At 34.1% G+C, this 13,100-nt stretch carries 12 protein-coding genes; 3 read left to right on the top strand and 9 right to left on the bottom strand.

All coding sequences use genetic code 11. The annotated features are described in order from the left end of the window. Positions 1–5: 5 nt before the first annotated feature. From GIY83_RS18635 to GIY83_RS18645, 3 genes are all read right to left on the bottom strand, one after another. Positions 6–1,340 (bottom strand): TolC family protein, encoded by a 1,335-nt coding sequence (locus GIY83_RS18635; RefSeq protein WP_194615200.1) that lies wholly within the window; start codon positions 1,338–1,340, stop codon positions 6–8. 10 nt (positions 1,341–1,350) lie between these two features. Continuing rightward, complete coding sequence (locus tag GIY83_RS18640) at positions 1,351–1,950, bottom strand: TetR/AcrR family transcriptional regulator (protein WP_194615199.1); 600 nt, start codon at positions 1,948–1,950, stop codon at positions 1,351–1,353. A 107-nt stretch (positions 1,951–2,057) separates the two neighbouring features. Next, positions 2,058–2,579, bottom strand: coding sequence for a YceI family protein (locus GIY83_RS18645; protein WP_194615198.1), 522 nt, complete (start codon positions 2,577–2,579; stop codon positions 2,058–2,060). A gap of 268 nt (positions 2,580–2,847) precedes the next feature. Here GIY83_RS18645 and GIY83_RS18650 point away from each other — a divergent pair, with 268 nt between their 5' ends. Continuing rightward, the gene (locus GIY83_RS18650) at positions 2,848–3,822 is read left to right on the top strand and encodes a polyprenyl synthetase family protein (protein ID WP_194615197.1); all 975 of its coding nucleotides are present in this window, start codon (positions 2,848–2,850) and stop codon (positions 3,820–3,822) included. Positions 3,823–3,990: 168 nt separating this feature from the next. On the opposite strand, the gene GIY83_RS18655 is transcribed toward GIY83_RS18650, so the two are convergent. The 3 genes from GIY83_RS18655 to GIY83_RS18665 all read right to left on the bottom strand — a co-directional run bounded on the left by GIY83_RS18655 (position 3,991) and on the right by GIY83_RS18665 (position 9,801). Beyond that, positions 3,991–5,856 carry an alpha,alpha-trehalase gene (locus GIY83_RS18655; RefSeq protein ID WP_208682838.1) on the bottom strand — a complete coding sequence of 622 codons (1,866 nt, stop codon included), beginning with the start codon at positions 5,854–5,856 and terminating at the stop codon, positions 3,991–3,993. Further along, the gene (locus GIY83_RS18660) at positions 5,846–7,066 is read right to left on the bottom strand and encodes a sugar MFS transporter (RefSeq protein WP_208682840.1); all 1,221 of its coding nucleotides are present in this window, start codon (positions 7,064–7,066) and stop codon (positions 5,846–5,848) included. The genes GIY83_RS18655 and GIY83_RS18660 overlap by 11 nt, the downstream gene beginning before the upstream one ends. Before the next feature lie 95 nt (positions 7,067–7,161). Beyond that, positions 7,162–9,801 carry a TonB-dependent receptor gene (locus GIY83_RS18665; protein WP_208682842.1) on the bottom strand — a complete coding sequence of 880 codons (2,640 nt, stop codon included), beginning with the start codon at positions 9,799–9,801 and terminating at the stop codon, positions 7,162–7,164. A 164-nt stretch (positions 9,802–9,965) separates the two neighbouring features. Between GIY83_RS18665 and GIY83_RS18670 the strand changes: the two genes are divergently transcribed. Then, positions 9,966–10,991, top strand: coding sequence for a LacI family DNA-binding transcriptional regulator (locus tag GIY83_RS18670; RefSeq protein ID WP_065451582.1), 1,026 nt, complete (start codon positions 9,966–9,968; stop codon positions 10,989–10,991). A gap of 40 nt (positions 10,992–11,031) precedes the next feature. Then, entirely contained in the window at positions 11,032–11,388 is a 357-nt protein-coding gene (locus tag GIY83_RS18675) for a hypothetical protein (RefSeq protein ID WP_194615193.1), read from the top strand. 49 nt (positions 11,389–11,437) lie between these two features. Here the strand turns inward: GIY83_RS18675 and GIY83_RS18680 are convergent, their stop codons facing one another. From GIY83_RS18680 to GIY83_RS18690, 3 genes are read right to left on the bottom strand one after another with little or no spacing between them, the layout of a single operon-like run. Next, on the bottom strand, positions 11,438–11,923 hold the full coding sequence (locus GIY83_RS18680; protein WP_194615192.1) for a hypothetical protein: 486 nt from the start codon (positions 11,921–11,923) through the stop codon (positions 11,438–11,440). A gap of 1 nt (position 11,924) precedes the next feature. Next, positions 11,925–12,488, bottom strand: coding sequence for a hypothetical protein (locus tag GIY83_RS18685; protein ID WP_194615191.1), 564 nt, complete (start codon positions 12,486–12,488; stop codon positions 11,925–11,927). A gap of 33 nt (positions 12,489–12,521) precedes the next feature. Then, the gene (locus GIY83_RS18690; protein WP_208682843.1) at positions 12,522–13,073 is read right to left on the bottom strand and encodes a hypothetical protein; all 552 of its coding nucleotides are present in this window, start codon (positions 13,071–13,073) and stop codon (positions 12,522–12,524) included. Positions 13,074–13,100: the final 27 nt, after the last annotated feature.

Here is a 13,100-nt window from a genome sequence, read left to right on the forward strand (position 1 = left end):
TTTAGTTATTTAATAAGAGTTTTAAGTTCGCCTTTTGATTTGATTAGTGCTACTTCGGCAATTTTGTAATTCAATACTGCTCTGGTATAATTATTTTGAGCTTCAAGTGATGCATTTTCAGCATCTAGCAAATCTGTTAATGATGCCAATCCCTGAAGGTAATTGTTTTTTGTGTTGCTTAAGATCTCAAGTGCCAAACGCATATTTTCTTTTTGATTATTGATAGTCACAAGATTATTATCAATTTGAGCCATTGCGTTTCTGTAATCTAAATCAAGCGAAAGTTTGGTATCTTTCATATCTTCCTGAAGCGATCTGATTTCCACATCAGCTTGTCTTACTTTTGCACGAGTTCCGAATCCTGTAAAAATTGGTACATGTAAATTCAATCCAATTGCAGAGAAATCTGACCAGTAAACGCCGTCCTTAGGTTTTGCAAACCAAGGCATTTCAGGTCCCTGTCCAATATAATTGTAACCGGCAGTTAAAGAAAGTGTTGGGTAATATCCTGCTTCAACAGCTTTTTTATTGTACACCAAAAGCTCTTCTTGTTTTTTCAAAAGCAAATATTCTGTTCTGTTTTCAACATTTGGCACTTCTGTTAATGCAGCAGGAACAACTTCAAATTCTTCTTTTGGAATCTCGATTTGAGCTTCAATAGGCATTCCCATATAAAACTTCAAAGCATTTTCCTGTAATGTAATTTGATTTTTTACTTGCTGACGTTCTGTATCAATGTTCGACATTTTTACTACGATACGATCTAAGTCAATTTTTTTAGCCAAACCGTTATCAAATTGTCCTTTTACAATGTCACGAACCTTAGTAGTATTAACATAACTGCTATCTAATAAAACCAATCTTTCGCGTTGTACGTAAACAGAATAATAGTTATTAGCTACTCTTTCTATTACCTGCTCTTCTGTTAACTGATCGTTTATTTGATAAAACTCACGGGTAGATCTTGCAGCTCTTAATCCTGTAAAAACAGATTGATCAAATATTGTCTGAGTTAAAGAAAGTCCTGCAGTTGAAGTCCATTTTTGACCAAATGCTGCCTGAATTGTGGTTCCCGGTGCACCAAATCCCGCACCATCAATTACTGTAGTCTGAATTACCGGATTGTATGTTAAATTTCCGTTGGCAGAAATTTGCGGTAACGCTCTTGATCGTACTTCCTGAATTTTGTACTCACTATTTTCAACCTGTAATTTTGCTTTTTTTGCATCGGCTTTGTTTTCAAGCGCGTATACAACAGCCTCTTTCAGGGTTAGTGTTTTGACTTGTGCGTTGGCAGACAAGCCAATTGAACACAAAAATATAAGAATTATTCGTTTCATAGATTGATGATTAAATAGTAATTTTTTTAAGTTGTTTTTCTAATTCCAGTATTCCTTTTTCAGTTGCCATAGCTCTTGTATGGTATTCTAATGCTTCTAATTCTATTTTTTGTGCTTCTCTTTCTGAAACTGTAGTGGCATTTATATGAAAAATTAAGGTGTAATAAAATTTTACATACAAATCGATATTCAAATCCGGTCTGTATAAACCTTCGCTTATTCCTTTTAAGATATTATCCCTGAAATAATGATTACACTGATCGATTTCATGTGTCATTATATTTTGATAGATTTCAGGATAATGCTTTTTTAACTGATAAAGAGGAGAAGTATCGGTCGCATTTTTAAACATGTCACGAAACATCTCTCTAATTTCAAAATTCTCATGAATGGCGTTATAATTTTTCGCAACGATAGTATCAATAACTTCATGTACTTGTTGATGAACTGTCGAGGTGCTTTCTTCGATCAGAACTTCTTTGTTACAAAAATATTTGTAAATCGTTTTTTTCGAAATACACATTTCGCCTGCAATATCGTCCATCGTAACACTCTTAAAACCAAGTTTTAAAAATAATTCACTTGCTTTTGATATAATTTTCTCTTTCATCTTAATTTTCAAATTGTATCACAAATATAATTAGGAAACTAAAATCAGAAAAATAGTTTCCGTAATATTTGTAATAATTTTACATTAATTTATTCATTCTGTAAGATTTATATACTGAATTCTAAATTTGCAATCAGTTTAATGTCTTTACCTAAAGCTAAACCTCCATTATGATTGAACGAATTATAATCTAAACCAAAATCCTGACGTTTGATATCTCCTTTAATTTCAAAAGCAACTTTTTTCTCGCCATTGTAAGTGTTAACGCCAATAAACTCAGCATCAAGCTCCACTACTCTGGTTACATCTTTTATGGTTAAATCTCCTTTAAAGAAATTGATGTTATTATTTACTTTTTGAAAAGAAGTCGATTTAAAACTAATGATAGGATGCTCATTTACATCAAAAAAATCCTGAAGTTGTAAATAGGTATCGATTTGTTGAAAGCTATCCTTTTTGTTATTGATATCTAAAGAAAACTCAACCGATGCATCTTCAATTTCATTGTCTTCGATGTTCACATAACCATCAAATTTATTAGTCGTTCCTCCCATGTAAGCAATTATCGAATGTCTCATTTTGATTAAAACATCTGATTGGCTAGAATCTAAGGTCCATGTTGTTTTCATAAATATTTGATTTTAGTGAATTTATAAATCATTAAAATTCCCAACGGAAACTTTTACAGTGTTTAGAGTTTCCAATTGAAAGTGCAAATATAGACAGGAAACTCTAAACACCAAAAAAGTTTCCAAGTTTTTTCAAAAATAATTTTAACTCCTTAAGAATTAACGGCTTTGGGGTCATTTCGCAATGGAAACTGTCATTTAAAACTTTAAGAAAGAAATAATTCATTATGAATCGTATCTTTGGAGCTCGCAATTCAGATTATATTTTATGCACGATATTAGCCAATACCAGGATTTTTTTATCAATTATCTCCAAAAACAAAGTATTAATAAAGAGCCCAAAAACCTTTATGAACCCATCGAATATATTTTAGGTCTTGGCGGAAAACGCATGCGCCCTGTACTTACCTTAATGGCTTCGGAAGTTTTTGATACTGATTATAAAGTAGCACTTCCGGCAGCAATGGCGGTTGAAGTTTTTCATAATTTCTCACTGGTTCATGATGATATTATGGATGATGCGCCTTTGCGAAGAGGACAGGAAACGGTACATGAAAAATGGGATCTGAATACCGGAATTCTTTCCGGAGATGCGATGCTGATTCTTGCTTATCAGTATTTCGAACAATACGAACCAACTGTTTTTAGAGACTTAGCAAAATTATTTAGCAAAACAGCACTTGAAGTTTGCGAAGGACAACAATGGGATGTTGATTTCGAAAAAAGAAACGATGTTACGATTCCGCAATACCTGAAAATGATCGAATATAAAACAGCTGTTTTAGTTGCCGCAGCCATGAAAATGGGTGCTATTGTAGCCAAAACTACTGAAAAAGAAGCTGATTTTATTTATGATTTCGGATTGAATTTAGGCTTGGCTTTCCAGCTTCAGGATGATTATCTGGATGCTTTTGGAGATCCGGAAACTTTCGGGAAACAAGTAGGTGGTGATATTATGGTGAATAAAAAAACTTATTTATATCTAAAAGCACGAGAATTTTCATCAGCTGAAAAAGCATTAGAATTAGAAAAATTATTCAGTTTACAATTAGATGATAATACGGAGAAAATAGCCACTGCAAAAATCATTTTTAATGAATCGGGTGCTTCAAAAGCTACTCAGGACGCCATAGAAATGTATACTTTTAAAGCTTTTGAAACTTTAGAAAAAATGGATATTAACGCCGAGAAGAAAAATATTCTTAGAACTTTTGGCGAGAATTTAATGGGAAGAAAGGTTTAATTTTAGTCTCAGTCTCAGTTTTCAGTAAAGTCTGTAAGCTAAAATTTAAGCCACCGATTAAAAGGATTTCAAGGATTAATCTGTGAAAATCTTTTAATCTGTGGCTTTTTTTGCGCAAAGTAAACCCGAGAGGTTTTAAAAATCTGTAGGGTTTCTCATTTTTAGACATTAAAAAAGTTCATCCGGATCTACCAAATTGGATAATTTTTGTTTTAGATTACCTTCTAAAATAGTCAATCCGTATTGGTATGAGGCGTTCATCCAACCGAAACCTTCTTCGGTTATAAAATCAAATTCGGTTCCTACGTTTCCATATTCTGCAAAGATTTTGTGCGAGCTTATCGATAAATCAAATTTCTCAGGAATAGTTCCGTTATAATCCACCGCGTTTCTGGTAATCAGCCAAAGCCAGCGATAGACCATTTCCTGTGCTTCTTCGTTGAAATTATAATTAAGTAAACCTTCCCATAAAAGCATTTGATGCGGCGCCCAGCCAAACGGATAATCCCATTGGCGAATTGGTGCATTTTCGTCTACGCCGGCAATAGATTCTTTGGTGCTTCCGGCAATTCCGCCTTTCATTTTAAACCTTGGCAATGTCTTTTTTACCAAAATCTCAGCTTGTTCCGGAGTACTAATTTTTGCCCAAAGCGGGTAAAATGTTGGAGCGGCCTCAAAAAAATGCTGTTCTTCGTTTACAAAATTGTAATCCAGATAAACTCCGTTTTCGGGATTCCAGCACAATTGATTGATTTTTTGTTTTCTCGAAGCAGCTTTTGAGAGCCAATATTCACTTGAAAAAGATTTGTCTTCAAAATACTGAAACTCATTTTTAAAGTACTTTTTAATCAAAAAAGCAATATCAGTTTCATACTTATACAACAAACTATTGATCGCTACTGTATTCAAATTGGCGCAAACTCCCACCAATCTGTTTGTTGTATCATGTCCGCTTTCGCGCATACTGCGATCGTGAATAAAATACTTATCGAGTTCAGGATCTACTACTTCTCTTTCGAGATATTTCTTTTCAAATTCGCGTGTTGAGAGATTATACTTTGGTGCATATTGCTCTAAAATATCATCAAAATGTCCTTCTTCTACCTCAAATGGAAGTCCGATTCCTTCTGCTTTATAACGATTTAATCCGTTTGCGGTAAGTCGTTTCCCCTCTTCCATCCAAACCGTTTGATATTCTTTTATGGCAGTTTTCAGATGTCTTTCGATCCAGAAAATATCCGGATTCGACTTTTCTAAAACATCCATAATCAGGGATGTATAAAGCGGCGGCTGTGTGCGGGTTAAATAATAACTTCTATTCGCGTTTAGAATTTTTCCGTAATGATCAATCTGATATTTAAAATTTTCTGCAATCCCCAAGGCAAGTTCAATTTTATCATCGATCAAAAGTCCTTTGGCAATAAAATAGCTGTCCCAACCGTACATTTCATTGAATCTTCCGCCAGGAACCACAAAGGGAACTCCGGAGATTTCATTGTTCTTAATTTGAAGTGCCAAAGCTAAAATCCCTGGTTTTTTATTTAGCGATAAAACATAGTCAGGCGAAATGTTTTTATGCATTTGTACCACTTTTAATTTTGGTGTTGCAGCTTCTAATTTCTTGAAATAATCAAAAACTATTTCGTCACCAAATGGCACATACAAATACGCCAGTTCGTTTTCGATTTTATTGTCTTCCAGAATTTTCTTTACACCATCAGCATCAATCGTTCTGGTAAGACCTTTCCAATACAGATTTTTTATTTTTCCTGAAATTCTTTTTACCGGATCTTCCGTAATTTCATCCAGATTAATTTCGGCAAATTCGGTATTGTTTTTTTTGGCCAAAGCCAGTTCCTGCAACAAATTCGAAAGCTGATAAGTTCCTTCAATCAAGGCAGAATTTCCGTTTTCATCATGCAACAAAAACTTTTTTGGGCCATTATCATCGATCGTTATTTTTTTATCACCATCAGTATCTTCCTGAGCCAATAATTTTTCGATGGTTTGGAGTATATGTAATTTAAATTTCATCTTTTGCAGTTATTTTTTTGAGAATAAAAAAGGATATTAATAATAAAGACATTGGAATTAAAGTAAAATAAAATGCGTTTTCCGGTCCTTCATTTTTAAACAGCCAACCTGTTATTCTGGAACCTAATGTGCCACCAAGAGCAGAGAAAATCACAATTAATCCAGTCATCGAACTTTGCAGATTCTTTGGTAAAGCACTTAATACAATCGAATTTAATAAAGGATAAATAGGCGCAATAAACAATCCGATTAATGGAAATGCAAAACCTATTAAAGGTATATCTGAAAGTGTATCGATGTTTTTTACCTCGAGACCTACGGTTTTAGGAAGTAGAAAAACAACAATTAACATGGCCGAAAAAATACAGAAACTTAACACCCAGATCCAGTTGACTTTTTTGGTTACAATACCTGCAATTAATCTCCCAACAGCTAATGAAATAGCCAAAATACTGGCCATCATTATGCTAATATTTTCTGGTAAATGAAGCACTTTTGTATTGAATGTTGGCAACCACGAAAGGATTCCCTGCTCGATCATGACAAACAAAAAGACACAAATCACAAAAATAACGGTAAGTAATTTTGCCATTAATTTGAACATTTGCAGGAAATCATCTTTAAGGTTTGCTCCTGCTGAAACTTCGGGCTCTTTGAATTTTACAAAAAATAAAAATAGAAATGACAAGAACGATAATCCCGCCAAAAACCAATACACATTCAACCATGAATCAGGATCTTCTTCGTGATTAAAAGCCGGAAATAAAAAATAGGCCAACGCAATTCCAACCATAAAAAAACCTTCGATACTGCTCATTAAAGCATTGTGCTCTTTTTTGGTTTCGGTCACGGTGCCTATCAGTGAATAAACCGAAACTTTAATCAAGGCAAAGGAAACCCCAACGGTTGCAAAAAGAATCTTAGCATTATCGAATGAGTTTCCAAAATACATAGAAATACAAGCCAAAGTCACCAAGGCCAAACCTATCAACATCGATTTTCTATAACCTATTCTTGGTAAAAAAGAGGCTATAAAAAATGATACAATAGCAATGGGCATGTCTTTGAAAGCTTCCAAAATACTGGCCTGAACTTCATCTACTCCGTAATTTTTCTGTGATTTTAGGATCACAATACCTACACTATTCAATAAAATAGCGAAGACAAAATAATTAAGGTAAAGAGAGATTTTAATTCCTATGTTTTTCATTTTTTTTTATTTGTTTGTCTATGCTGTGTGGTTACTGTACGGAGACGCACTGCTGTGCGCCTCTACAGTACTGTAACTATATTACGTTGAATTTATTAAAAATTAATCGCTACCGAAAATCTAAAGGCGCGTCCTAAAATAGGTCTTGCCATAAACACATCGCTTGCCGCAGATGTTGTTTGTCTCGGATCTCCTTCTGTTAAACCTATTTCGTTGAATAAGTTCGAAGCATCTACTGCAAAACGAAGATTATTATAGGTATAATTTAATCCTGCCCCAACTTCTTTATAGGCTGGCAAAACTTGTTTATTATCCTGATTTGTGTATTTTTTATCATAATAACAGAACTGAACATAAGCCGTAAGATCTTTTGTAATATCAACTTCCGGTCTTAGATTACAGAAAAATTTAGGAATTCTTCTGGCCGTATTTCCGTTAAAATCAAATGTAGAACCATCAGCATTTGTTCCTGTAAAATTATCGTATTCCGGTTTTTGAACGGTAAATGTAAAGTTCAGTTTTACAATACTATATCTTGCATTCGTTTCTACTTCAAGACCAATATTGTTTACATCAGCAAATTTATTTTCAGAAGATCCGTCAGATAAAATATCCGTGAAAGCAACATTTTTTAAATTCATGTGAAATAAATTCGCATTTACTGAGAAGAATGAACTGGCGTATTTGTAACCTAATTCAAACTGATTTACTTCTGTATTTTCAAGCTTGCTTAAATCTGCCGCATTATCATAAAAAGATTCTTCGATTGGAGATCTAAATCCGTGGCTATAACGAACATATGAAGCCATTTTATCATTGAATTTATAGTTTCCTGCGGCTGTATAAGACCATTCGCTCACATCATATCTCCAATACGTATACGGATTTCCTTTTACCGTTGTTACTGCATCATCGGCTGTATTGTTGTCTAAAATTCCTAAATTCTCAGCAAAAAATCTTGCATTGTCTCTGTAACCAGAATATTTGTCTTTGTTGTACCTTAAACCTGCGTTGAAGGTCAAATTATCTGTTGCTTTAATTTCGGCATCAGCATAAATATCATTCAAAACTCCTTTGGTTTGTGCATCTCTTTCTAGCCAGGTGATTCTTTCTACACCATTCCAGGTATGATCTACTCCACTTGTATTGTCTTTTACATTTAATAATCTTGGGTTGTCTGAAACACCTACTAAATAAGAATTCCAGTTCCAGTATTGATTTGATTTCCAGTTCGAATAGTAGTAACCCGCTGTTAATTTCACCGGATCTAAATCAAAATTAAAAGAGAAATTATTCGCAAAATTGTTCATCTTTTTCTCGATATGCCAAAGATCTGCTCTCATGATTAAAGCATTTGGATCCAGCCTTTGTCCGTTATCTACATAAGAATACGTTAGATTACTAGCTGTTGTATTTTGAACATCTGCTGCATAGGCATCTTGTGTCCACGGTCCTCCATTTGGGAAAATCGCATTGTAATTTAAATCGATGTTGGTGTTTTTGAAAGCATTTTTGAACGTTACTTTCTCCGATATTTTCTTTTTAAATTCAGCTCCAATAGAGTTGATAATTGGGTGAGAACCATCTTCTAAATCTGCACTAAAAGTTCCGCCGCCATATTGAGGTACATTTAAGTGACTTAAATTTACTGAAGTCAACGTTCCGTAATTCGGGTTAAATCCAGGGATTCCTTCTACTTTTCCGTTAGTGCTTTTTAGCGGAATTGGTAAATAGAATGTGTTTCTGTCGTCAAGATGTTTGAAGTTTACTCTCAAATAATCGTCATCATCAAATTTGTAGGTGATGTTTCCTTTTATTTGTCCGCCTTTATTGGCTGTAAAACCAGTATTTCTAACTCCGTTATCGGCTCTGTAAAAACCTCCAACATTAAAAAATAATTTGTCCTTAATTAAAGCACCTGATAAATTAAGATCAGTTCTGAACATTCCGTAATCTGAAGTCGTGAATTTTGCTCTTCCCATAAATTCATTCTGACCTGTTTTAGAAATAAAATTGATAATTCCTCCAGGAGCGTTATTGGCAAAAATTGAGGCAGAACCTCCACGAACAGCTTCCATTTTACTTACCGTTTCGTCTAGTCTGTAAAAAGTATCGGCATTGGCAAATTGCAAAGCTCCATCTTCAAAAACCGGTAATCCGTCTTCCTGAATCTGCACATATTCGTAAGCTCCCGCAGACGGAATTCCTCTTGCAAAAAGGTTGTTTCCTATTTCTCCTCCAGATGCTTCTACTACAAATCCGGGAATGGTTTGAAGCAATGCCGCTGTACTCGATGGCGCTCTGTCTTCGATCGCTTTGGCGCCCATTGTCGTAATGGCAACACTAGACTCCAATTTTGATCTTGGCGTTGACGATCCTGTAACGACAACTTCTTTTAAGCTTTGTGATTCTGCTTCAAGCAATAAATTTACCTCTAGGGATTCTCCTTGTTTTATGGCATTTTTTTTCTCGAAGGTTTTATACCCCACATTGGTTGCAATAATGGTATACGTTCCTGCTTCAACATTCGAGAACGAATATCCTCCGTTTTCATCTGTAACGGTACTTTTGCCCGTTTCCTTAATCGATACGTTTGCTCCGGGAACGGTTACTCCGCTATCGTCAAGCACTTTTCCGGAAACTGTATTGGTATTTTGGGCAAACCCTTTATTTGGTAAAAAAAATAGGCAAAACATTAAAAATAATGTACCTAAATACTGGTGTAGCTTTTTCATTTTTTTGTTCGGTTAGTTAGTAATTATGGTTATCACTGTCAAACTTAACTACAAATCATAAAGGAATTTACGAATTAAAAATCGAAAACGTTTTCGAAAAGACCTAAAACGTTTTCGGAACTTAAAAACTTACCAATACAGTTTATTTTTAGTACTTTTATTTCATGAATGACACAAAATTAATAGATATAGCCTCGGCATTAGGAATTTCGGTTACTACGGTTTCAAAAGCGTTAAAAGGATATACGGATATTAGTAAATCTACACGCGCCAGAGTTATCGAAATGGCCGAAACGATGAACTACATCCCCAATTCTGTTGCAGTAAATCTTAGAACCAATGAAACCAAAACCATTGGCGTTATTATTCCGGCTACCGTTCATCACTTTTTTTCGAGTGTATTAAATGGTATTCTCGAAGAAGCCGAAAAAAGAGGATATCTGGTCATTATATTACAATCAAACGAAAAATATGAACTCGAGAAAAAACAGCTCGCTTTATTGATTCAAAAACGAGTTGACGGGGTTTTAATGTCACTCTCTAACGAGACAGACGATTTTACCCATATTAATGAAGCTATCCGAAAAAATACTCCCGTAGTTTTATTTGATAAAATTGCCAAAAGAGTAGATTGCTCCAAAGTAGTTATTAATGATGCGAAAGCAGCTTTTGATGCCGTTTCTTACCTTATTAATAAAGGATATAAAAAAATTGCTCATTTTAGAGGTTCGTATGTTCCGCAAAACTCGATCGATCGCTTTTTAGGTTATAAAAGAGCGCTTGAAGCACACGGAATTGAGTACGATTCGAAATTGGTTTATGTTTGCGACAACAATACCGATTTTGAAGACGGCTACGAAAATGCCCAAAAAATAATGACCGAAAATCCAGATATCGATGCCATTTTTGCCATTACTGATTTAGTAGCCATAGGAATTATTAAATACTTTAATGAAGCCGGAATAAAAACGCCTGAACAAGTAGCCGTTTTTGGCTTTAGCAATTGGTTTATGAGTACGGTTATTTCGCCAAAATTAACCACAATCGATCAACCCGGATTCGAAATGGGACATCAGGCGGTTTCCCTTTTAATTGATGAAATTGTAGACATAAAAGAACATCGTCCGGTAACGCATCAAATTATTGAACTTCCTACAAGAATCATTGAGCGAGAATCGACAGTTAAATGATTTTTTAATTCTAACTTTGCCTCAATCTTAAAAAGCATCAATGTTTCCGATTCCTGAAAATACCGATTTTTTATTGGCTGATGCCGAAAAAGAAAATCTATATCTAAGCCTTGTTGAGCAAATCAATAAAGACTTTAATTTGGCCAATGAAGGAATTGATTTCCCGATGAGCATTTCTCCCGAAGAATTAAAAATTCAGCTTCACGAAAAAATCTACCGAATGATTCAGTACAAATTTGCTGAATATCTGAACCTGCTTTATATTATTGATGTATCTGAAAGTGAAATCAAAAAACTAGACGGATCAGATTTGGTTGTTCTGGCTGAACAAGTTTCCTTTTTGATCTTAAAAAGAGAATGGCAGAAGGTTTGGTTTAGAAAACATTATTCTAAGTAAGTTGCCAAGGTTCTGAGATGCTGAGATACTAAGTTTGTAAGTTTTATTTTTACTCCTTTGTTGGTATTTCATATAGTTTAATAAAGAGTTCCAGCGCGTTGTTTAAATTTAAAACTTTATCTAAAATTGGTTGCAAAGATTCCGGAGCATCTTCAATAAAATAGTCGATATGAAATTTTAATGTTTCCCCTATCTGGAAACGATCACCTATTTTAGGTGGAAGTGAGAACGATCTTAATTGAAGTAGTTCACCACTTCTTGCCTGATCACGAAAAAACCAGGACAGAAATTCTAACGAGATTAAACTCTCAGAAGATTTATCTAATGTGAATTCGAATTGCAACATTACTTCATCTTTCAGTCCACCATCTGTTCTTAATAAAGTAGCAAGAGGTAGATGAGAAAGTGATACATCACCCAAATCAGAACCTTTTATCCCTTCTAAATTATCAATTCCACTGCTAACATTTTCTATTCCTTTTAAACTTCCTAATGTTTTTTGGAATAAATCTATCTCTTCTGGATATTCTCCCATTCTAAGTTTTACTATTTGGTCTTACAATATTTTTTAATTTGTCGAATTCAGACCAAAGTCCAAATCCGCTAGTATCTAGTTTACTTCCGATAATCTGGTAACGACCACATTTAAAACAAATCTTTGCTATTCCAACTGTTTTTTCCTTCTTTTTAAAAATAAAAATATCACGATATTCAGCTACACAAGCATATCCTTCGGTCATTAACGAATCTTTGGCGCTAAAAACATTTTGAATATCTTTTTCTTTATTTATGGATAAGTTTGATTTTTTATAATTGTGACTTAATAGTATTTTCTCGAAATTTTCTTTTGGAATACTATCCGGATAATACCGCATATATAAATTAGAGAATTCTTTTTCTTTTTTAGTAACGGGATCTTTACTAGTAAGTTTCACAAAATCCTCCTCAGAAAAATTCAAATAATAATGATCGATTTTATCTGAATCGAAAAAAGGTGTCAATTCTTTCTCTACAACTTTTTTATCCGCAACATCTACTTTAGTAAAATTGTTACAACTCGAAATAACAACAATAATAAATACAAAAATATATCTCTTCACTATTAGATTTTTTTTTTTAAAACCTTTGAACCTTTAAAAGTAAACTCTCACAAAAGGCATAAATCCAGATCCATACAAACTTCTATCAGGATCATACAAAACATCATAACGTGCACCAATAGTGACACTTCCGGTTCTGTAACCTGCACCAAGATACAAGGCAGTATTCCAATAATTATCCGAATAACTTGGTCTGTAAGGAGTCGAATTATAATCTGTATTTACTCGCACCTGCTCTAACTCTGCAGACAACTGAATTTCCGGAATTGGATTTACAAGCCCCACCACACTTCCTCCATAAACAAAAGAATTGTAGTAACTTTTAGAAGATAAATAACCAAATTGCAAACCAACACCCACAGCCACAATTTCGTTTACATTATAAATGGCACTTGGCATTACAGAAATATCAGTATAACCTGATCCAATTCCTAAACCAAGTCCTCCACCAAACTGAACTTTGTCCCAGAAATCACTGCTATTGTCAATAACGTATTTTTGCTGCGAAATTACTGAAGTTGAAAACAACAGTACCAAAATCACAAAAAAAGGTTTGAAAACGATTGAAATTTGATTATAATTCATAGTTGAGTCTATTTTTAACAAATTTTT

It is taken from the genome of Flavobacterium sp. SLB02, assembly GCF_009664855.1.
In the GTDB taxonomy this organism is placed as follows: domain Bacteria; phylum Bacteroidota; class Bacteroidia; order Flavobacteriales; family Flavobacteriaceae; genus Flavobacterium.

Excerpts from the sequence above, each read along its gene's own strand:
- GIY83_RS18665 (WP_208682842.1), bottom strand. The coding sequence starts at position 9,801 with ATGAAAAAGCTACACCAGTATTTAGGTACATTATTTTTAATGTTTTGC.
- GIY83_RS18640 (WP_194615199.1), bottom strand. The coding sequence starts at position 1,950 with ATGAAAGAGAAAATTATATCAAAAGCAAGTGAATTATTTTTAAAACTT.
- GIY83_RS18655 (WP_208682838.1), bottom strand. The coding sequence starts at position 5,856 with ATGAAATTTAAATTACATATACTCCAAACCATCGAAAAATTATTGGCT.
- GIY83_RS18660 (WP_208682840.1), bottom strand. The coding sequence starts at position 7,066 with ATGAAAAACATAGGAATTAAAATCTCTCTTTACCTTAATTATTTTGTC.
- GIY83_RS18670 (WP_065451582.1), top strand. The coding sequence starts at position 9,966 with ATGAATGACACAAAATTAATAGATATAGCCTCGGCATTAGGAATTTCG.
- GIY83_RS18650 (WP_194615197.1), top strand. The coding sequence starts at position 2,848 with ATGCACGATATTAGCCAATACCAGGATTTTTTTATCAATTATCTCCAA.
- GIY83_RS18690 (WP_208682843.1), bottom strand. The coding sequence starts at position 13,073 with ATGAATTATAATCAAATTTCAATCGTTTTCAAACCTTTTTTTGTGATT.
- GIY83_RS18645 (WP_194615198.1), bottom strand. The coding sequence starts at position 2,579 with ATGAAAACAACATGGACCTTAGATTCTAGCCAATCAGATGTTTTAATC.
- GIY83_RS18635 (WP_194615200.1), bottom strand. The coding sequence starts at position 1,340 with ATGAAACGAATAATTCTTATATTTTTGTGTTCAATTGGCTTGTCTGCC.
- GIY83_RS18680 (WP_194615192.1), bottom strand. The coding sequence starts at position 11,923 with ATGGGAGAATATCCAGAAGAGATAGATTTATTCCAAAAAACATTAGGA.
- GIY83_RS18675 (WP_194615193.1), top strand. The coding sequence starts at position 11,032 with ATGTTTCCGATTCCTGAAAATACCGATTTTTTATTGGCTGATGCCGAA.